Source organism: Shinella sp. WSD5-1, assembly GCF_963942435.1.
Classification (GTDB): Bacteria; Pseudomonadota; Alphaproteobacteria; order Rhizobiales; family Rhizobiaceae; genus Shinella; species Shinella yambaruensis.
On record NZ_OZ012596.1, the window covers coordinates 2,544,704 to 2,564,194 of the forward strand.

The following is a 19,491-nucleotide window of genomic DNA, read 5'->3' on the forward strand; positions in this document are numbered from 1 at the left end:
ACCGGCAGCAAGACGAGATTGAACCAACCCATTGGTCGACGGGATCGACTGGCCAGCGAACCCCGTCCGTTGCAGGCCCGGATGCAAATTTGAAGGAGCGACGATGGCTCAGACCCTTTCGTTTAACGGTCGTAGGCGCGTACGCAAGTTTTTTGGAAAAATCCCCGAAGTCGCAGTCATGCCGAACCTCATCGAGGTTCAGAAGGCATCCTACGACCAGTTCCTGATGGTTGAAGAGCCCGCCGGCGGTCGCCCGGACGAGGGGCTTCAGACCGTTTTCAAGTCGGTCTTCCCGATCACCGACTTCTCCGGCGCTTCCATGCTCGAATTCGTCTCCTACGAATTCGAGCAGCCGAAGTTCGACGTCGAGGAATGCCGCCAGCGTGACCTGACCTATGCAGCGCCGCTCAAGGTGACGCTGCGCCTCATCGTGTTCGATATCGACGAGGATACGGGTGCCAAGTCCATCAAGGACATCAAGGAACAGAACGTCTACATGGGCGACATGCCGCTCATGACCGACAACGGCACGTTCATCGTCAACGGCACCGAGCGCGTCATCGTCTCCCAGATGCACCGTTCGCCGGGCGTGTTCTTCGACCACGACAAGGGCAAGAGCCACTCGTCGGGCAAGCTGCTCTTCGCCGCGCGCGTCATCCCCTATCGCGGTTCCTGGCTGGACATCGAGTTCGACGCCAAGGACATCGTGCATGCGCGCATCGACCGCCGCCGCAAGATCCCCGTCACCTCGCTGCTCATGGCGCTCGGCATGGACGGCGAAGACATCCTGTCGACCTTCTACACGAAGTCGCTCTACCAGCGCGACGGCGAAGGCTGGCGCGTGCCGTTCAATCCCGACGCGCTGAAGGGCCAGAAGGCCGTCGCGGATATGGTCGACGCCGACACCGGTGAAGTGGTCGTCGAGATCGGCAAGAAGCTGACCCCGCGTCTGCTCCGCCAGCTCTCGGAAAAGGGCCTGAAGGCCCTCAAGGCGACCGACGAGGAGCTCTACGGCAACTATCTTGCCGAGGACATCGTCAACTATTCGACGGGTGAGATTTATCTCGAAGCCGGCGACGAAATCGACGAGAAGACCCTGCCGGTCATCCTGGCCGCCGGTTTCGACGAGATCCCGGTCCTCGACATCGACCACATCAATGTCGGTGCCTATATCCGCAACACGCTCGCCGCCGACAAGAACGAGAACCGCCAGGACGCGCTGTTCGACATCTACCGCGTCATGCGTCCGGGTGAACCGCCGACCATGGATTCGGCCGAAGCCATGTTCAACACGCTGTTCTTCGATGCCGAGCGGTACGACCTCTCCGCCGTCGGCCGCGTGAAGATGAACATGCGCCTCGACCTCGACGTCGCCGACACGGTCCGCACGCTGCGCAAGGAGGACATCCTCGCCGTCGTGAAGATGCTGGTCGAGCTGCGCGACGGCAAGGGCGAGATCGACGACATCGACAACCTCGGCAACCGCCGCGTCCGTTCGGTCGGCGAATTGATGGAGAATCAGTACCGTCTCGGCCTGCTGCGCATGGAGCGCGCGATCAAGGAACGTATGTCCTCGATCGAGATCGACACGGTCATGCCGCAGGACCTGATCAACGCGAAGCCGGCAGCCGCCGCCGTTCGCGAGTTCTTCGGTTCCTCGCAGCTCTCGCAGTTCATGGACCAGGTGAACCCGCTCTCGGAAATCACCCACAAGCGCCGTCTTTCGGCCCTTGGCCCGGGTGGTCTGACCCGCGAGCGCGCCGGCTTCGAAGTCCGCGACGTTCACCCGACCCATTACGGCCGTATTTGCCCGATCGAGACGCCGGAAGGCCCGAACATCGGTCTGATCAACTCGCTCGCAACCTTCGCCCGCGTCAACAAGTACGGCTTCATCGAATCGCCGTACCGCAAGATCGTCGACGGCAAGGTGACGACGGATGTGGTCTACCTCTCCGCCATGGAAGAGGCCAAGTACCACGTCGCACAGGCCAACTCGGTGCTCGAAGCCGACGGTTCCTTCGCTGAAGAGTTCGTCGTCTGCCGTCACGCCGGCGAGGTCATGCTCGCCCCGCGCGACCAGATCAACCTCATGGACGTGTCGCCGAAGCAGCTCGTTTCGGTCGCGGCCGCGCTCATCCCGTTCCTCGAGAACGACGACGCGAACCGCGCGCTCATGGGCTCGAACATGCAGCGTCAGGCCGTGCCGCTGCTGCGTGCCGAAGCCCCGTTCGTCGGCACCGGCATGGAGCCGGTCGTCGCCCGTGACTCGGGCGCCGCCATCGCGGCCCGCCGCGGCGGCGTCGTCGACCAGGTGGATGCGACCCGTATCGTTATCCGCGCCACCGAAGACCTTGATCCGTCGAAGTCGGGCGTCGATATCTACCGCCTGCAGAAGTTCCAACGTTCCAACCAGAACACCTGCGTCAACCAGCGCCCGCTGGTCACCGTCGGCGACGTTCTGAACAAGGGCGACATCATCGCGGACGGTCCGTCGACCGACCTCGGCGACCTCGCGCTCGGCCGCAACGCGCTCGTCGCGTTCATGCCGTGGAACGGCTACAACTACGAAGACTCGATCCTGATGTCCGAACGCATCGTCTCCGACGACGTGTTCACCTCGATCCACATCGAGGAATTCGAAGTCATGGCCCGCGACACCAAGCTGGGTCCGGAAGAAATCACGCGCGACATTCCGAACGTTTCGGAAGAAGCGCTGAAGAACCTCGACGAAGCCGGTATCGTCTATATCGGCGCAGAGGTTCAGCCGGGCGACATCCTGGTCGGCAAGATCACCCCGAAGGGCGAAAGCCCGATGACGCCGGAAGAAAAGCTCCTGCGCGCCATCTTCGGTGAGAAGGCCTCCGACGTTCGCGACACCTCCATGCGCATGCCGCCCGGCACCTTCGGCACGGTCGTCGAAGTTCGCGTCTTCAACCGCCACGGCGTGGAGAAGGACGAACGCGCGATGGCGATCGAGCGGGAAGAGATCGAGCGTCTCGCCAAGGACCGTGACGACGAGCAGGCGATCCTCGACCGCAACGTCTACGGCCGCCTGACCGACATGCTGCGCGGCCACGTCGCCGTCGCCGGCCCGAAGTCCTTCAAGAAGGGCACCGAGCTGTCGAACGCCGTTATCTCCGAATATCCCCGCTCGCAGTGGTGGATGTTCGCCGTCGAGGACGAGAAGGTCCAGGGCGAGATCGAAGCGCTCCGCGGCCAGTACGACGAATCCAAGTCGCGCCTTGAACAGCGCTTCATGGACAAGGTCGAGAAGGTCCAGCGCGGCGACGAGATGCCTCCGGGCGTCATGAAAATGGTCAAGGTCTTCGTCGCCGTGAAGCGCAAGATCCAGCCCGGCGACAAGATGGCCGGCCGTCACGGCAACAAGGGCGTGGTCTCGCGCATCCTGCCGATCGAGGACATGCCGTTCCTCGAAGACGGCACGCATGTCGACATCTGCTTGAACCCGCTGGGCGTGCCCTCGCGCATGAACGTCGGCCAGATCCTCGAAACCCACCTTGCCTGGGCTTGCGCCGGCATGGGCAAGAAGATCGGCGACCTGCTCGACGAGTACCGCAAGACCATGGACATCTCGGACCTGAAGCGCGAGCTGACGGAAGTCTACGAGAGCGAGGCCAAGGACGAGGTCGCCCATTTCGACGACGCCGCCCTGGTCAAGCTCGCCGAGCAGTCCCGCAAGGGCGTCTCCATCGCGACGCCGGTCTTCGACGGTGCGCACGAGCCGGACGTCGCCAGCATGCTGGAGCGCGCGGGCCTCAACCCCTCGGGCCAGTCGGTTCTGTACGATGGTCGTACGGGTGAGCCTTTCGACCGCAAGGTCACGGTCGGCTACATGTACATGATCAAGCTGAACCACCTTGTCGACGACAAGATCCACGCGCGCTCGATCGGTCCGTACTCGCTCGTCACCCAGCAGCCGCTGGGCGGCAAGGCGCAGTTCGGCGGCCAGCGCTTCGGGGAAATGGAAGTCTGGGCGCTCGAAGCCTACGGCGCCGCCTACACGCTGCAGGAAATGCTGACCGTGAAGTCGGACGACGTGGCGGGCCGCACCAAGGTCTACGAGGCGATCGTTCGTGGCGACGACACGTTCGAGGCGGGCATTCCGGAGAGCTTCAACGTTCTCGTCAAGGAAATGCGCTCGCTCGGCCTCTCCGTCGAGCTGGAAAACTCGAAGGTCGATCCCGCAGCCGAAGCCGGCCAGCTTCCCGACGCGGCGGAATAAGCCTGACAAGGTGCGCGCCGGAAAGGCGCGCACCGTTACCGCTCCCGCTGCAAGGCGAGGGGCGGCTCATCCGTTTCAGGCAGTCGTGCGGCACCCGGGTATCGCCGCATTTGACTGCTAAGCAGAGGGCCACTGGCCCACGAAGGAGATAGGCATGAACCAAGAGGTCATGAACCTTTTCAACCCGCAGGTGCCTGCGCAGACGTTCGACTCCATCCGCATTTCGATCGCGTCTCCGGAAAAGATCCTGTCCTGGTCGTACGGCGAGATCAAGAAGCCGGAAACCATCAACTACCGCACGTTCAAGCCGGAGCGTGACGGTCTGTTCTGCGCGCGCATCTTCGGGCCGATCAAGGACTACGAGTGCCTGTGCGGCAAGTACAAGCGCATGAAATACAAGGGCATCATCTGCGAAAAGTGCGGCGTCGAAGTCACGCTGTCGCGCGTTCGCCGCGAGCGCATGGGCCATATCGAGCTCGCCGCGCCCGTCGCCCATATCTGGTTCCTGAAGTCGCTGCCGTCCCGCATCGCCACGCTCCTCGACATGACGCTGAAGGATGTCGAGCGCGTTCTCTATTTCGAGAACTACATCGTGACGGAGCCGGGCCTCACCGCGCTCAAGGAAAACCAGCTTCTTTCCGAAGAAGAATACATGATCGCCGTCGATGAATATGGTGAAGACCAGTTCACGGCGATGATCGGCGCCGAGGCCATCTACGAGATGCTCGCCTCGATGAATCTGGAAAAGATCGCCGGCGATCTGCGCTCTGATCTGGCCGACACCACGTCGGACCTGAAGCAGAAGAAGCTGATGAAGCGCCTGAAGATCGTCGAGAACTTCATGGAGAGCGGCAACCGTCCGGAATGGATGATCATGAAGGTCGTTCCGGTGATCCCGCCGGACCTGCGTCCGCTCGTCCCGCTGGACGGTGGCCGTTTCGCGACGTCGGACCTCAACGATCTCTACCGCCGCGTCATCAACCGCAACAACCGTCTGAAGCGCCTCATCGAGCTGCGCGCGCCGGGCATCATCATCCGCAACGAGAAGCGCATGCTTCAGGAATCGGTTGACGCCCTGTTCGACAACGGCCGCCGCGGCCGCGTCATCACCGGCGCCAACAAGCGTCCGCTGAAGTCGCTGTCCGACATGCTCAAGGGCAAGCAGGGCCGCTTCCGCCAGAACCTGCTCGGCAAGCGCGTCGACTATTCCGGCCGTTCGGTCATTGTGACCGGCCCGGAACTGAAGCTGCACCAGTGCGGCCTGCCGAAGAAGATGGCGCTCGAACTCTTCAAGCCGTTCATCTACGCCCGCCTTGACGCCAAGGGCTTCTCCTCGACCGTCAAGCAGGCCAAGAAGCTGGTCGAAAAGGAAAAGCCGGAAGTCTGGGATATCCTCGACGAGGTCATCCGCGAGCATCCGGTTCTCCTCAACCGCGCGCCGACGCTGCACCGCCTGGGCATCCAGGCCTTCGAACCGATCCTGGTCGAAGGCAAGGCGATCCAGCTGCACCCGCTCGTCTGCACGGCCTTCAACGCCGACTTCGACGGAGACCAGATGGCCGTCCACGTCCCGCTCTCGCTGGAAGCCCAGCTGGAAGCGCGCGTGCTCATGATGTCGACGAACAACATCCTGCACCCGGCGAACGGCGCACCGATCATCGTTCCCTCGCAGGACATGGTTCTCGGCCTCTACTATTTGTCGATCATGAACCAGAACGAGCCGGGCGAAGGCATGGCCTTCTCCGACATGGGCGAACTGCACCATGCGCTCGAAAACAAGGTCGTGACGCTGCACGCGAAGATCCGCGGCCGCTACAAGTCGGTCGACGGTGAGGGCAAGCCCTACACCAAGATCTACGAGACGACGCCCGGCCGCATGATCATCGGCGAATTGCTGCCGAAAAACGGCAACATCCCGTTCGATATCTGCAACCAGGAAATGACCAAGAAGAACATCTCCAAGATGATCGACACGGTCTACCGCCACTGCGGCCAGAAGGACACGGTCATCTTCTGCGACCGCATCATGCAGCTCGGCTTCAGCCACGCCTGCCGCGCCGGCATCTCGTTCGGCAAGGACGACATGGTCATTCCGGATACCAAGGCGAAGATCGTCGGCGACACCGAAAATCTCGTCAAGGAATACGAGCAGCAGTACAATGACGGCCTGATCACCCAGGGCGAGAAATACAACAAGGTCGTCGACGCCTGGGGCAAGGCCACCGAGAAGGTCGCGGAAGAGATGATGGCGCGCATCAAGGCCGTCGAATTCGATCCCGAGACCGGCCGCCAGAAGCCGATGAACTCGATCTACATGATGTCGCACTCCGGCGCCCGCGGTTCTCCGAACCAGATGCGCCAGCTGGGCGGCATGCGCGGCCTCATGGCCAAGCCCTCGGGCGAGATCATCGAGACGCCGATCATCTCGAACTTCAAGGAAGGCCTGACCGTGAACGAGTACTTCAACTCGACGCACGGCGCCCGCAAGGGCCTGGCGGACACCGCCCTGAAGACCGCGAACTCCGGCTACCTGACCCGCCGTCTCGTCGACGTCGCGCAGGACTGCATCGTCACGCACACGGATTGCGGCACCGACAAGGGCCTCACCATGACGGCGATCGTCGATGCCGGCCAGGTCGTGGCCTCCATCGGCACCCGCGTCCTCGGCCGTACGGCTCTCGACGACATCGATCATCCGGTCACCGGCGAGCGCATCGTCGATGCCGGCAAGATGATCCTCGAGGCCGACGTCGCCGCGATCGAGAAGGCCGGCATCCAGTCGATCCGCATCCGCTCGGCGCTGACCTGCGAGATCCAGACCGGCGTCTGCGGCGTCTGCTACGGTCGCGACCTTGCACGCGGCACGCCCGTCAACATGGGCGAGGCCGTCGGCGTCATCGCGGCGCAGTCGATCGGCGAGCCGGGCACCCAGCTCACCATGCGTACCTTCCACCTTGGCGGCACGGCGACCGTGGTCGACCAGTCGTTCCTGGAAGCCTCGTATGAAGGCACGGTGCAGATCAAGAACCGCAACATGCTGCGCAATTCCGATGGCGCACTCGTCGCGATGGGCCGCAACATGGCGATCACCATCCTCGACGAGCGCGGCGTGGAACGTTCCTCGCAGCGTGTCGCCTACGGTTCGAAGATCTTCGTCGACGACGGCGACAAGGTGAAGCGCGGCCAGCGTCTCGCCGAATGGGACCCCTACACCCGTCCGATGATGACGGAAGTGGAAGGTACGGTTCACTTCGAGGACGTGGTCGACGGTATCTCGGTCCTGGAATCGACGGACGAATCCACCGGCATCACCAAGCGTTCGGTCATCGACTGGCGCTCGACGCCGCGCGGCTCCGACCTGAAGCCGGCCATCGTCATCAAGGACAAGAACGGCGCCGTCGCCAAGCTGTCGCGCGGTGGCGAAGCCCGCTTCATGCTCTCGGTCGACGCGATCCTCTCGGTCGAGCCGGGCCAGAAGGTCTCCCAGGGTGACGTTCTTGCCCGCTCGCCGCTGGAAAGCGCCAAGACCAAGGACATCACCGGTGGTCTGCCGCGCGTTGCCGAACTGTTCGAGGCCCGTCGTCCGAAGGACCACGCCATCATCGCCGAGATCGATGGTACCGTCCGCTTCGGCCGCGACTACAAGAACAAGCGTCGCGTGACGATCGAGCCGGCGGAAGACGGTGTCGAGCCGGTCGAGTACCTGATCCCGAAGGGCAAGCCCTTCCACCTTCAGGATGGCGACTACATCGAAAAGGGCGACTACATCCTCGACGGCAATCCGGCGCCGCACGACATCCTGGCGATCAAGGGCGTGGAGGCACTTGCTTCCTACCTCGTGAACGAAATCCAGGAAGTCTACCGGTTGCAGGGCGTTGTGATCAACGACAAGCACATCGAGGTGATCGTTCGCCAGATGCTGCAGAAGGTCGAGATCACCGATGCAGGTGACAGCACCTACATCGTCGGCGACAATGTCGACCGGATCGAGCTGGAGGACGTCAACGACGCCCTGATCGAGGAAGGCAAGAAGCCGGCCTCGGGCGAGCCGGTGCTGCTCGGCATCACCAAGGCCTCGCTGCAGACCCCGTCGTTCATCTCGGCCGCCTCGTTCCAGGAGACCACCAAGGTCCTCACGGAAGCGGCGATCGCCGGCAAGACCGACGGCCTGCAGGGCCTCAAGGAAAACGTCATCGTCGGCCGACTCATCCCGGCCGGCACGGGTGGCACCATGACCCAGATCCGCCGCATCGCGACGGCCCGCGACGAGATGATTCTCGACGAGCGCCGCAAGTCGACGGGCGCCGGCGTCGCCACCCCGATGCTGGCGGACCTTGCCGGCGGCGAGGGTGCCGCGGCCGAGTAATCGCTGCCGCTTTTGACGATTGAGAAAGCCGCCCGAAATAATTCGGGCGGCTTTTTGTTTATGCGCAAGGACAGGGCAGGCCGGCTTGATCTGGCGCAAGTGGCCAGATTGGAGCGGTTCTAAAGTCCATTCGTATCCCAACGAATGGAGGTAGCCATGAAATTCCTGCTGGCGACGGTCGCCACATCGGTCATCGCGACCGTGGCCCTTGCCGCCGATCCGGTTCCTGCCGATCTGCGCGCAACGGCCCTCGACATCTTCAAACCCCTGCCATCGACCTATCCGGCGGTCAGCGACAATCCGATCACGCCGGAGAAGATCGACCTCGGCAAGGCGCTGTTCTTCGATCCGCGCCTTTCGGCCTCGGGCGTCTTCTCGTGCAATTCCTGTCACAACCTGGCGACGGGCGGCGACGACAATCTGGAAACCTCGATCGGCCACGGCTGGCAGAAGGGACCGCGCAATTCGCCGACGGCGCTGAATGCCGTCTTCAACGAGGCCCAGTTCTGGGACGGGCGCGCGGAAGACCTGAAGGCGCAGGCGAAGGGGCCGATCCAGGCGGGCGTCGAGATGGCGAACACGCCCAACCAGGTCGTCGCGACACTGAAGTCGATGCCGAAATATGTCGAGTGGTTCACGGCCGCCTTCCCGGGCGAGGCCGACCCGGTGACCTTCGACAACATGGCCAAGGCGATCGAGGCCTTCGAGGCGACCCTGATCACGCCGGCCGCCTTCGACGCCTATCTCAACGGCGACGATGGCGCGATGACGGTGGAGCAGAAGGAGGGCCTTGCGCTCTTCATGGACAAGGGCTGCGCGTCGTGTCACAGCGGCATCAATCTCGGCGGCAACGGCTATTACCCGTTCGGCCTCATCGAGAAGCCGGGCGCCGAAGTCCTGCCGGAAAACGACAAGGGGCGCTTCGCCGTGACGGCCACGGCGGACGATTCCTACGTCTTCCGCGCCGCGCCGCTGCGCAACGTCACGCTGACGGCGCCGTATTTCCACTCGGGCAAGGTCTGGAACCTGAAGCAGGCCGTCGCGATCATGGGCACCTCGCAGCTCGGCGAGGACCTGGCGGAGGCCGACGTGGACCGGATCGTCGCCTTCCTCGGCACGCTGGAAGGCCGGATGCCGGAGGTGGTCTATCCGGTGCTGCCGGCAGAGACGGATGACACGCCTCTGCCGAGCGGCGAAATCAAGTAAGGAAGGGGGCGGTCATCAGGCAAACCGGATGATCGCCACTTCTCCTTCGAGTGCGCCCTGATAGGCGGAGGCGTGCGGCTCGTCCTCCGGCGCGCCGGTCAGCGTCCCGATCTGGTCGAGGTCGGCTTCGAGGAAGCCTTCCTCCGAAAGCGCGTTCAGCGCCTCGCGCACGGCGCTGTCGTCGTCCGGCGCACGCAGCATGACGTGGATGTCGATGCCCTCGTCGCCCTCGCGCTCATAGGCCTTGCCGATGATGATGAAGACCATCGGCTCGTCGAGCGTGTTGTTGTCGTTGTCGGCATTGGACGCCATGGCGGATTCCTTTCGGGTCGGTGATGCCGGTTCTATAAAGGGTAGGGCGGCAAGGCCCAAATGCAAAATCGGCGGGCGCACCAAAAGGTGATTCCCGGATGCGTCCGCCGTACGCCGTTCCTGCCGTTGATTCCGTCTTCACGCTTCTTTAATGTTCTCCGGCGATGGCTGGGGAGCCGGCCTGCACCCTGAAAGGGGCAGGGGAGAGTGCCGAAAGCCCTGCTTTTCAGGCAGGACAGCCATTCCGCTTCGGGATTCTTTCGCCCCGCCCCTTGACCTTTTGCCCTTAACTCAGTAGACCGCACGCCATCAGAGCCTATGTGAGGCTGGCTGGTTCGGAACGACTCGTTCTGAAGTTCGCCTCAAACAGGGCTCGACGCACGTTGAGAACATGAATGCTGCACGCATGACGCTGGACTGGCGTCCTCTGCCTATGGAGGTCATCCGCAAAAGCGGATTGGCCTTTTATTGCGCATGAACACGCGTGTGGCCATGTATCCGCCCGCAAGGGTAAACGAGACTAGATTTGCAAGGGATGGTTCTATGCCTACCGTAAACCAGTTGATCCGCAAGCCGCGCCAGGCGCAGGTAAAGCGCAACAAGGTTCCTGCCCTGCAGGAAAACCCCCAGAAGCGCGGCGTTTGCACCCGCGTCTACACGACGACCCCGAAGAAGCCTAACTCGGCTCTGCGTAAGGTCGCCAAGATCCGCCTGACCAATGGCTTCGAAGTCATCGGCTACATCCCGGGCGAAGGCCACAACCTGCAGGAACACTCCGTCGTCATGATCCGTGGCGGCCGCGTGAAGGACCTTCCGGGTGTGCGTTACCACATCATCCGCGGCGTTCTCGACACCCAGGGCGTCAAGAACCGCAAGCAGCGCCGCTCCAAGTATGGCGCGAAGCGTCCGAAATAATACAGTAACCGGCGCCATTTCGCTGGTCGGAACCATTTGAAGAAAGACGAAAAGTATGTCCCGTCGCCATAGAGCAGAAAAGCGCGAGATCAACCCGGACCCGAAGTTCGGCGATCTCGTCGTCACCAAGTTCATGAACGCCATCATGCTGGACGGCAAGAAGTCCGTCGCCGAAACGATCGTTTACGGCGCCTTCGATGTCGTTCAGGGCAAGGCAAAGGCCGATCCGCTCGGCGTGTTCCATTCGGCTCTCGATAACGTTGCGCCGCACGTCGAAGTGCGCTCGCGCCGCGTTGGTGGTGCGACGTACCAGGTTCCGGTCGACGTTCGTCCGGAGCGTCGTCAGGCTCTGGCCATCCGCTGGCTGATCGCCGCTGCCCGCAAGCGTAACGAAACGACCATGGTCGAGCGCCTTTCCGGCGAACTCATGGACGCAGCGAACAACCGCGGCAGCGCCGTCAAGAAGCGCGAAGACACGCACAAGATGGCCGACGCCAACCGTGCATTCTCGCACTACCGCTGGTAACCGAAACTAGACGTCTCGAAAGGAGTCCGTTAATGGCTCGCGAATACAAAATCGAAGACTACCGAAATTTCGGTATCATGGCGCATATCGACGCCGGCAAGACGACGACGACCGAGCGCATTCTCTACTACACCGGCAAGTCCCACAAGATCGGCGAAGTCCATGACGGCGCCGCCACGATGGACTGGATGGAGCAGGAGCAGGAACGCGGCATCACGATCACGTCGGCCGCCACCACGACCTTCTGGAAGGGCCGTGACGGCAAGACCCGCCGCTTCAACATCATCGACACCCCCGGCCACGTCGACTTCACCATCGAAGTCGAGCGTTCGCTGCGCGTTCTCGACGGTGCGATCGCCCTTCTCGACGCCAATGCCGGCGTGGAGCCGCAGACGGAAACCGTCTGGCGTCAGGCCGAGAAGTACAACGTTCCGCGCATGATCTTCTGCAACAAGATGGACAAGACCGGCGCGGACTTCTACCGCTCCGTCTCCATGATCAAGTCGCGTCTCGGTGCGACCGCCGTCGTCATGCAGCTGCCGATCGGCGCTGAAAGCGAGTTCAAGGGCGTCGTCGACCTCATCGAGATGAACGCTCTCGTCTGGCGCGATGAATCGCTCGGCGCCCAGTGGGACGTCGTCGAGATCCCGGAAGACATGAAGGAAAAGGCCGAGGAGTACCGCGAGAAGCTCATCGAGACCGTCGTCGAGATCGACGAGGCCGCGATGGAAGCCTATCTCGAAGGCAACTACCCGGACAACGACAAGATCCGCGAACTCGTTCGCCGCGGCACCATCGACGTGAAGTTCCACCCGATGTTCTGCGGTACCGCGTTCAAGAACAAGGGCGTCCAGCCGCTCCTCGACGCCGTCGTCGACTACCTGCCGTCGCCGGCCGACATCCCGGCGATCAAGGGCATCGACGTCAAGACGGAAGCCGAGATCGAGCGTCACGCAGACGACAACGAGCCGCTCTCCATGCTCGCGTTCAAGATCATGAACGACCCCTTCGTCGGTTCGCTCACCTTCGCCCGCATCTATTCCGGCAAGCTCGAAAAGGGCACGTCGGTCATGAACACGGTCAAGGAAAAGCGCGAGCGCGTCGGCCGCATGCTGCAGATGCACTCCAACTCGCGTGAAGACATCGAAGAAGCCTTCGCGGGCGACATCGTCGCTCTCGCCGGCCTCAAGGACACGACGACGGGCGACACGCTCTGCGATCCGCTGAAGCCGGTCATCCTCGAGCGCATGGAATTCCCCGAGCCGGTCATCCAGATCGCGATCGAGCCGAAGACCAAGAACGACCAGGAAAAGATGGGCCTCGCGCTCAACCGCCTGGCCGCCGAAGACCCGTCCTTCCGCGTCAAGACCGACGAAGAGTCCGGCCAGACGATCATCGCGGGCATGGGTGAACTTCACCTCGACATCATCGTCGACCGCATGCGTCGCGAGTTCAAGGTCGAAGCCAATGTCGGCGCTCCGCAGGTCGCCTACCGTGAGACGATCACGCGCAAGACCGAGAAGGACTACACGCACAAGAAGCAGACCGGTGGTACCGGCCAGTTCGCCCGCGTGAAGCTCGTGTTCGAACCGAACCCGGAAGGCGAAGATTTCGCATTCGAATCCAAGATCGTCGGCGGTGCTGTTCCGAAGGAATACATCCCGGGCGTCCAGAAGGGTATCGAAAGTGTCCTGTCCTCGGGTCCGCTCGCAGGCTTCCCGATGCTCGGCGTCAAGGCGACGCTCATCGATGGCGCCTTCCACGACGTCGACTCCTCGGTCCTCGCCTTCGAAATCGCATCGCGCGCCTGCTTCCGTGAAGCATCCCGCGAAGCCGGCGCCCAGCTGCTGGAGCCGATGATGAAGGTCGAGGTCGTGACGCCGGAAGACTATGTCGGCGACGTCATCGGCGACCTGAACTCCCGTCGCGGCCAGATCCAGGGCCAGGAATCGCGCGGCGTCGCCGTCGTGATCTCCGCCAACGTGCCGCTGGCCAACATGTTCAAGTACGTGGACAACCTGCGCTCCATGTCGCAGGGCCGCGCCCAGTACTCGATGGTCTTCGACCACTATGCGCCGGTTCCCTCGAACGTCGCGCAGGAAATCCAGGCAAAGTACTCCGGTCAGAAGTGACCGGGGTACGCCCCAACTCATTGTATGAATTTCCCCTATCGGGATCAGGAACGGAGAGCCGGAAATGGCAAAAGGTAAGTTTGAGCGCAACAAGCCTCACGTAAACATCGGCACGATCGGCCACGTTGACCATGGCAAGACGTCGCTGACGGCGGCGATCACGAAGTATTTCGGCGAGTTCAAGGCGTATGACCAGATCGACGCCGCTCCGGAAGAGAAGGCCCGCGGCATCACCATCTCGACGGCACACGTCGAATACGAGACGCCGAACCGTCACTACGCGCATGTCGACTGCCCCGGCCACGCCGACTACGTGAAGAACATGATCACCGGTGCTGCCCAGATGGACGGCGCGATCCTGGTCTGCTCGGCTGCCGACGGCCCGATGCCGCAGACCCGCGAGCACATCCTGCTGGCCCGCCAGGTCGGCGTTCCGGCGATCGTGGTGTTCCTCAACAAGGTCGACCAGGTCGACGACGCCGAGCTTCTCGAGCTCGTCGAGCTGGAAGTGCGCGAGCTTCTGTCGTCCTACGACTTCCCGGGCGACGACATTCCGATCGTCAAGGGCTCGGCTCTGGCTGCTCTCGAAGATTCGGACAAGAAGATCGGCGAAGACGCGATCCGCGAGCTGATGGCCCAGGTCGACGCCTACATCCCGACGCCGGAGCGTCCGATCGACCAGCCGTTCCTGATGCCGATCGAAGACGTGTTCTCGATCTCGGGCCGCGGCACGGTCGTGACGGGTCGCGTCGAGCGCGGCATCGTGAAGGTCGGTGAGGAAATCGAGATCGTCGGCATCCGCCCGACGACGAAGACGACCTGCACGGGCGTCGAGATGTTCCGCAAGCTGCTCGACCAGGGCCAGGCGGGCGACAACATCGGTGCGCTGCTGCGCGGTGTGAACCGTGACGGCGTCGAGCGCGGCCAGATCCTGTGCAAGCCGGGTTCGGTCAAGCCGCACAAGAAGTTCAAGGCTGAAGCCTACATCCTGACGAAGGAAGAAGGCGGCCGTCATACGCCGTTCTTCACGAACTACCGTCCGCAGTTCTACTTCCGCACGACGGACGTGACGGGCATCGTGACGCTGCCGGAAGGCACGGAAATGGTGATGCCGGGCGACAACGTGACGGTCGACGTCGAGCTGATCGTTCCGATCGCGATGGAAGAGAAGCTGCGCTTCGCGATCCGCGAAGGCGGCCGCACCGTCGGCGCCGGCATCGTCGCATCGATCGTCGAGTAAGTCTGAAGGCGTCAAGCCGCTGAAATAGGAAGGGCAGGGGACAACCCTGCCCCTCCGGTCTTTGAAAATTTAGCGGACTGGCCTTTCGGCAATTGTGTTTTCGTGTGCGTTCCTTTATGGGAACCGCCAGAATCAAAAACGCGCATTTCCCAAGAGAATCGCGCGGCTAACGAACTAAGGAATAGTCGTATGAACGGCCAGAACATCCGCATCCGCCTCAAGGCGTTTGACCACCGGATCCTTGATGCCTCCACGCGCGAGATCGTGTCGACGGCAAAGCGCACCGGCGCAAGCGTCCGCGGCCCCGTTCCGCTCCCGACCCGTATTGAAAAGTTCACCGTCAACCGTTCGCCCCACGTGGACAAGAAGAGCCGTGAACAGTTCGAGATGCGCACGCACAAGCGCCTGCTCGACATCGTAGATCCGACGCCCCAGACGGTCGATGCTCTCATGAAGCTCGATCTTGCGGCCGGTGTAGACGTAGAGATCAAACTCTAAGTCCGGCGTAAGCCGAAATAACAAGGAAGGTACGTGGCGCAAGCCGACGTCTTCTGAAAACGGGAAACCCGACGGCCGAAAGGCTGAAGTGGAATCCTTAAACCAAGAGGCATGACGGGACGTCACGATCCCGCCAGGACTTCTAAGAGGATTGAACCATGCGTTCAGGTGTGATTGCACAGAAAGTAGGGATGACTCGCGTCTATAACGACGCAGGTGAGCACATCCCGGTAACAGTATTGCGACTGGATAACGTCCAGGTCGTTGCCCAGCGTACGCAGGACAAGAACGGCTACACGGCCGTCCAGCTCGGCGCCGGCTCTTCCAAGGTGAAGAACACGGCAAAGGCACTGCGCGGCCAGTTCGCCGCCGCAAGCGTCGAGCCGAAGGCCAAGCTCGTCGAGTTCCGCGTTTCGGAAGACAACCTCATCGAGATCGGTGCGGAGCTGACCGCAAGCCATTTCGTCGCGGGCCAGCTCGTCGACGTCACCGGCACCACGATCGGTAAGGGTTTCGCCGGTGCCATGAAGCGCCACAACTTCGGCGGCCTTCGTGCAACGCACGGCGTGTCCGTCTCGCACCGTTCGCACGGTTCGACGGGTAACAACCAGGACCCGGGCAAGGTCTGGAAGGGCAAGCGCATGGCCGGCCACATGGGCCAGACGCGCGTCACCACCCAGAACCTCGAAGTCGTCTCCACCGACGAAGAACGCGGTCTCATCCTCGTCAAGGGCGCAGTCCCGGGCTCCAAGGGCGCCTGGATCGTTGTCCGTGACGCCGTCAAGTCCGGCACCCCGGCAGACGCTCCGCGTCCGGCCGCCGTGCGCGCCGCAGCCAAGTAAGGGAGCCTGATCATGGATCTCAAAGTCACGACCCTCGACGGGAAGGACGCCGGCAAGGTCTCCCTCTCCGACGCGATCTTCGGCCTGGAGCCGCGCGAAGACATCATCGCCCGCGTCATCCGCTGGCAGCTCGCCAAGAAGCAGCAGGGCACGCACCAGTCGCTGACCCGCGGTGAAGTTTCCCGCACCGGCGCCAAAATGTACAAGCAGAAGGGTACGGGCCGCGCTCGTCACCATTCCGCGCGCGCTCCGCAGTTCCGCGGCGGTGCCAAGGCTCACGGCCCGGTATCCCGCAGCCACGCCCACGACCTGCCCAAGCAGGTTCGCGCGCTCGGCCTGCGTCACGCCCTCTCGGCCAAGATCAAGGCTGACGACGTCATCATCGTCGACGACCTCGTCGCCGCGGAAGCAAAGACGAAGGCCCTGGCCGGCGCATTCGCTTCGCTCGGCCTCACCAATGCCCTCTTCATCGGCGGCGCTGAACTTGACGGCAACTTCAAGCTCGCAGCACGCAACATCCCGAACGTGGATGTTCTTCCGATCCAGGGTATCAATGTTTACGACATCCTGCGCCGCGGCAAGCTCGTGCTCTCCAAGGCTGCTGTAGAAGCCCTCGAGGAGCGGTTCAAATGACGGATCTTCGCCACTACGATGTGATCGTATCCCCCTCGATCACCGAAAAGTCGACGCTGGTCTCCGAAAACAACCAGATCGTCTTCAACGTTGCCAAGCGCGCTTCCAAGCCTGAGATCAAGGCTGCGGTCGAAGCACTCTTCGGCGTCAAGGTCACGGCTGTGAACACGCTCGTCCGCAAGGGCAAGATCAAGCGTTTCCGCGGCTTCTCCGGCCGGCAGGGAGATGTCAAGAAGGCTATCGTCACGCTTGCTGACGGTCAGTCCATCGACGTCTCCACCGGGCTCTAATCGGGCAGTCGGATAAAAGGAAACAGAAAAATGGCATTGAAAAGCTACAACCCGACCACTCCGAGCCAGCGCCAGCTGGTCATCGTCGATCGGTCGGGCCTTTACAAGGGCAAGCCCGTAAAGGCTCTGACCGAAGGTCTCTCCAAGAGCGGTGGCCGTAACAACCTCGGTCGCATCACGGCCCGCTTCATCGGCGGCGGTCACAAGCGCACCTACCGTCTCGTCGACTTCAAGCGTCGCAAGTTCGACGTCGAGGGCACGGTCGAGCGTCTGGAATACGACCCGAACCGCACGGCGTTCATCGCTCTGGTGAGCTATGCCGACGGCGAGCAGGCCTATATCCTGGCCCCGCAGCGCCTGGCGGCCGGCGACAAGGTCATCGCCTCCAACAAGGCGGTCGACGTCAAGCCCGGCAACACGATGCCGCTGCAGTACATCCCGGTCGGCTCGATCGTTCACAACGTCGAGATGAAGCCGGGCAAGGGCGGCCAGATCGCCCGCTCCGCCGGCACCTTCGTCCAGCTCGTCGGTCGCGATCAGGGCATGGCGATCCTTCGCCTGAACTCGGGCGAGCAGCGCCTGGTTCACTCGTCCTGCCTTGCAACGGTCGGCGCCGTATCCAATCCGGATCACGGCAACATCAACGACGGCAAGGCCGGTCGCACGCGCTGGCGCGGCAAGACCCCGCATAACCGCGGTGTCGTCATGAACCCGGTCGACCACCCGCACGGTGGTGGTGAAGGCCGCACCTCGGGCGGCCGCCATCCGGTATCCCCGTGGGGCAAGCCGACCAAGGGCAAGCGCACCCGCTCGAACAAGTCCACGGACAAGTTCATCATGCGCTCGCGCCACTTGAAGAAGAAGTAAGAGAGGTAGTCAGGAATGGCTCGTTCAGTATGGAAAGGCCCGTTTGTTGACGGCTATCTTCTCAAGAAGGCTGAGAAGGTTCGTGAAGGCGGTCGCAGCGAAGTTATCAAGATCTGGAGCCGTCGCTCCACGATCCTGCCGCAGTTCGTAGGTCTCACCTTCGGCGTCTACAACGGCAGCAAGCACATCCCGGTGGCCGTCAACGAAGACATGGTCGGCCACAAGTTTGGTGAATTCGCTCCCACCCGGACCTATTACGGTCACGGTGCGGACAAGAAGGCGAAGAGGAAGTAACGATGGGTAAGGCTAAAGCCGAACGTCGGCTGAAGGATACCGAGGCGCAGGCTATCGCGCGCACGATCCGCGTCAGCCCCCAGAAGCTCAACCTGCTTGCTGCGCTCATCCGCGGCAAGAAGGTCGACCGGGCTCTCGCCGAGCTTGAGTTCTCGCGCAAGCGTAGCGCCGAGACCGTCAAGAAGACGCTCGAGTCTGCGATCGCCAACGCAGAAAACAACCACGACCTCGACGTTGACTCGCTCATCGTCGCCGAGGCGTATGTCGGCAAGTCGATCGTCATGAAGCGCTTTGCCGCTCGTGGCCGCGGCCGCGCATCGCGGATCGAGAAGCCTTTCTCGCATCTGACGATCGTCGTCCGTGAAGTCGAAGCCAAAGGGGAGGCCGCATAATGGGCCAGAAGATTAATCCGATCGGTTTCCGCCTCGGCATCAACCGTACCTGGGACAGCCGTTGGTTCGCCGACAACGCCGAATACGGCCAGCTGCTCCACGAAGACCTGAAGATCCGCAAGTTCGTCATGGACGAGCTGAAGCAGGCCGGTATCGCCAAGGTCGTCATCGAGCGCCCGCACAAGAAGTGCCGCGTCACGATCCACTCGGCTCGCCCGGGTCTGATCATCGGCAAGAAGGGTGCGGACATCGAGAAGCTCCGCAAGAAGCTTTCCGAGATGACGAACTCCGAAACGCACCTCAACATCGTTGAAGTGCGCAAGCCGGAAGTCGACGCGACCCTCGTCGCCCAGTCGATCGCCCAGCAGCTCGAGCGCCGCGTGGCTTTCCGCCGTGCGATGAAGCGCGCTGTTCAGTCCGCGATGCGTCTTGGCGCCGAAGGCATCAAGATCACCTGCGCCGGCCGTCTCGGCGGCGCGGAAATCGCCCGTACGGAATGGTACCGCGAAGGTCGCGTTCCGCTTCACACGCTGCGTGCAGACATCGACTACGGTACGGCGGAAGCCGAAACCGCATTCGGCATCTGCGGCATCAAGGTCTGGATATTCAAGGGCGAAATCCTTGAGCACGATCCGATGGCCTCTGAGCGTCGTGCAAGCGAAAGCGACAGCCAGGGCCCCGCAAGCCGCGATCGCGATCGTGGCGACCGCCGTCGTGAAAACGCGTAACAGTCGC

At 62.5% G+C, this 19,491-nt stretch carries 16 protein-coding genes; 15 read left to right on the plus strand and 1 reads right to left on the minus strand.

What is annotated here, in order from left to right:
- Positions 1-103: 103 nt before the first annotated feature.
- The 3 genes from rpoB (at position 104) to AABQ55_RS12525 (ending at position 9,815) form a co-directional block, all read left to right on the plus strand.
- A complete protein-coding gene (rpoB, locus tag AABQ55_RS12515; RefSeq protein WP_244765696.1) occupies positions 104-4,243 on the plus strand; it encodes a DNA-directed RNA polymerase subunit beta in 4,140 nt (1,379 codons plus the stop codon).
- Positions 4,244-4,397: 154 nt separating this feature from the next.
- Positions 4,398-8,609 carry a DNA-directed RNA polymerase subunit beta' gene (rpoC, locus tag AABQ55_RS12520; RefSeq protein ID WP_272805242.1) on the plus strand — a complete coding sequence of 1,404 codons (4,212 nt, stop codon included), beginning with the start codon at positions 4,398-4,400 and terminating at the stop codon, positions 8,607-8,609.
- 156 nt (positions 8,610-8,765) lie between these two features.
- Positions 8,766-9,815 carry a cytochrome-c peroxidase gene (locus AABQ55_RS12525; protein ID WP_272805243.1) on the plus strand — a complete coding sequence of 350 codons (1,050 nt, stop codon included), beginning with the start codon at positions 8,766-8,768 and terminating at the stop codon, positions 9,813-9,815.
- Between the two features lie 15 nt (positions 9,816-9,830).
- On the opposite strand, the gene AABQ55_RS12530 is transcribed toward AABQ55_RS12525, so the two are convergent.
- Positions 9,831-10,127 (minus strand): transcriptional regulator, encoded by a 297-nt coding sequence (locus AABQ55_RS12530; RefSeq protein WP_272805244.1) that lies wholly within the window; start codon positions 10,125-10,127, stop codon positions 9,831-9,833.
- A 543-nt stretch (positions 10,128-10,670) separates the two neighbouring features.
- Here AABQ55_RS12530 and rpsL point away from each other — a divergent pair.
- From rpsL to rpsC, 12 genes are all read left to right on the plus strand, one after another.
- A complete protein-coding gene (gene rpsL, locus AABQ55_RS12535) occupies positions 10,671-11,042 on the plus strand; it encodes a 30S ribosomal protein S12 (RefSeq protein ID WP_003507760.1) in 372 nt (123 codons plus the stop codon).
- A 55-nt stretch (positions 11,043-11,097) separates the two neighbouring features.
- Positions 11,098-11,568, plus strand: a complete 471-nt coding sequence (gene rpsG / locus AABQ55_RS12540; RefSeq protein ID WP_023516514.1) for a 30S ribosomal protein S7 — start codon at positions 11,098-11,100, stop codon at positions 11,566-11,568.
- 32 nt (positions 11,569-11,600) lie between these two features.
- Positions 11,601-13,700, plus strand: coding sequence for an elongation factor G (gene fusA, locus AABQ55_RS12545; RefSeq protein WP_244765692.1), 2,100 nt, complete (start codon positions 11,601-11,603; stop codon positions 13,698-13,700).
- Positions 13,701-13,764: 64 nt separating this feature from the next.
- Positions 13,765-14,940, plus strand: a complete 1,176-nt coding sequence (gene tuf, locus AABQ55_RS12550) for an elongation factor Tu (protein WP_244765691.1) — start codon at positions 13,765-13,767, stop codon at positions 14,938-14,940.
- Positions 14,941-15,129: 189 nt separating this feature from the next.
- Positions 15,130-15,438: a 30S ribosomal protein S10 gene (gene rpsJ, locus AABQ55_RS12555; RefSeq protein ID WP_003507767.1), complete on the plus strand. Its 309-nt coding sequence runs from the start codon at positions 15,130-15,132 to the stop codon at positions 15,436-15,438.
- 158 nt (positions 15,439-15,596) lie between these two features.
- Entirely contained in the window at positions 15,597-16,280 is a 684-nt protein-coding gene (gene rplC, locus AABQ55_RS12560) for a 50S ribosomal protein L3 (RefSeq protein ID WP_119258431.1), read from the plus strand.
- A gap of 12 nt (positions 16,281-16,292) precedes the next feature.
- On the plus strand, positions 16,293-16,913 hold the full coding sequence (rplD, locus tag AABQ55_RS12565; protein WP_064329853.1) for a 50S ribosomal protein L4: 621 nt from the start codon (positions 16,293-16,295) through the stop codon (positions 16,911-16,913).
- Positions 16,910-17,203 (plus strand): 50S ribosomal protein L23, encoded by a 294-nt coding sequence (locus AABQ55_RS12570; RefSeq protein ID WP_064329854.1) that lies wholly within the window; start codon positions 16,910-16,912, stop codon positions 17,201-17,203. The genes rplD and AABQ55_RS12570 overlap by 4 nt, the downstream gene beginning before the upstream one ends.
- 30 nt (positions 17,204-17,233) lie before the next feature.
- Positions 17,234-18,070, plus strand: a complete 837-nt coding sequence (gene rplB, locus AABQ55_RS12575; RefSeq protein WP_244765689.1) for a 50S ribosomal protein L2 — start codon at positions 17,234-17,236, stop codon at positions 18,068-18,070.
- A 15-nt stretch (positions 18,071-18,085) separates the two neighbouring features.
- Complete coding sequence (gene rpsS, locus AABQ55_RS12580; RefSeq protein WP_023517272.1) at positions 18,086-18,364, plus strand: 30S ribosomal protein S19; 279 nt, start codon at positions 18,086-18,088, stop codon at positions 18,362-18,364.
- Between the two features lie 2 nt (positions 18,365-18,366).
- Positions 18,367-18,756 carry a 50S ribosomal protein L22 gene (gene rplV / locus AABQ55_RS12585; RefSeq protein WP_272805245.1) on the plus strand — a complete coding sequence of 130 codons (390 nt, stop codon included), beginning with the start codon at positions 18,367-18,369 and terminating at the stop codon, positions 18,754-18,756.
- Positions 18,756-19,484, plus strand: a complete 729-nt coding sequence (gene rpsC, locus AABQ55_RS12590; protein ID WP_244765688.1) for a 30S ribosomal protein S3 — start codon at positions 18,756-18,758, stop codon at positions 19,482-19,484. Before rplV ends, rpsC begins: the two co-directional genes overlap by 1 nt.
- The last annotated feature ends 7 nt before the right edge of the window (positions 19,485-19,491 follow it).

Bases quoted from the DNA above. Each gene is read 5' to 3' on its own strand.
- rpoB (WP_244765696.1), top strand. From the start codon at position 104: ATGGCTCAGACCCTTTCGTTTAACGGTCGTAGGCGCGTACGCAAGTTT.
- rpoC (WP_272805242.1), top strand. From the start codon at position 4,398: ATGAACCAAGAGGTCATGAACCTTTTCAACCCGCAGGTGCCTGCGCAG.
- AABQ55_RS12525 (WP_272805243.1), top strand. From the start codon at position 8,766: ATGAAATTCCTGCTGGCGACGGTCGCCACATCGGTCATCGCGACCGTG.
- AABQ55_RS12530 (WP_272805244.1), bottom strand. From the start codon at position 10,127: ATGGCGTCCAATGCCGACAACGACAACAACACGCTCGACGAGCCGATG.
- rpsL (WP_003507760.1), top strand. From the start codon at position 10,671: ATGCCTACCGTAAACCAGTTGATCCGCAAGCCGCGCCAGGCGCAGGTA.
- rpsG (WP_023516514.1), top strand. From the start codon at position 11,098: ATGTCCCGTCGCCATAGAGCAGAAAAGCGCGAGATCAACCCGGACCCG.
- fusA (WP_244765692.1), top strand. From the start codon at position 11,601: ATGGCTCGCGAATACAAAATCGAAGACTACCGAAATTTCGGTATCATG.
- tuf (WP_244765691.1), top strand. From the start codon at position 13,765: ATGGCAAAAGGTAAGTTTGAGCGCAACAAGCCTCACGTAAACATCGGC.
- rpsJ (WP_003507767.1), top strand. From the start codon at position 15,130: ATGAACGGCCAGAACATCCGCATCCGCCTCAAGGCGTTTGACCACCGG.
- rplC (WP_119258431.1), top strand. From the start codon at position 15,597: ATGCGTTCAGGTGTGATTGCACAGAAAGTAGGGATGACTCGCGTCTAT.
- rplD (WP_064329853.1), top strand. From the start codon at position 16,293: ATGGATCTCAAAGTCACGACCCTCGACGGGAAGGACGCCGGCAAGGTC.
- AABQ55_RS12570 (WP_064329854.1), top strand. From the start codon at position 16,910: ATGACGGATCTTCGCCACTACGATGTGATCGTATCCCCCTCGATCACC.
- rplB (WP_244765689.1), top strand. From the start codon at position 17,234: ATGGCATTGAAAAGCTACAACCCGACCACTCCGAGCCAGCGCCAGCTG.
- rpsS (WP_023517272.1), top strand. From the start codon at position 18,086: ATGGCTCGTTCAGTATGGAAAGGCCCGTTTGTTGACGGCTATCTTCTC.
- rplV (WP_272805245.1), top strand. From the start codon at position 18,367: ATGGGTAAGGCTAAAGCCGAACGTCGGCTGAAGGATACCGAGGCGCAG.
- rpsC (WP_244765688.1), top strand. From the start codon at position 18,756: ATGGGCCAGAAGATTAATCCGATCGGTTTCCGCCTCGGCATCAACCGT.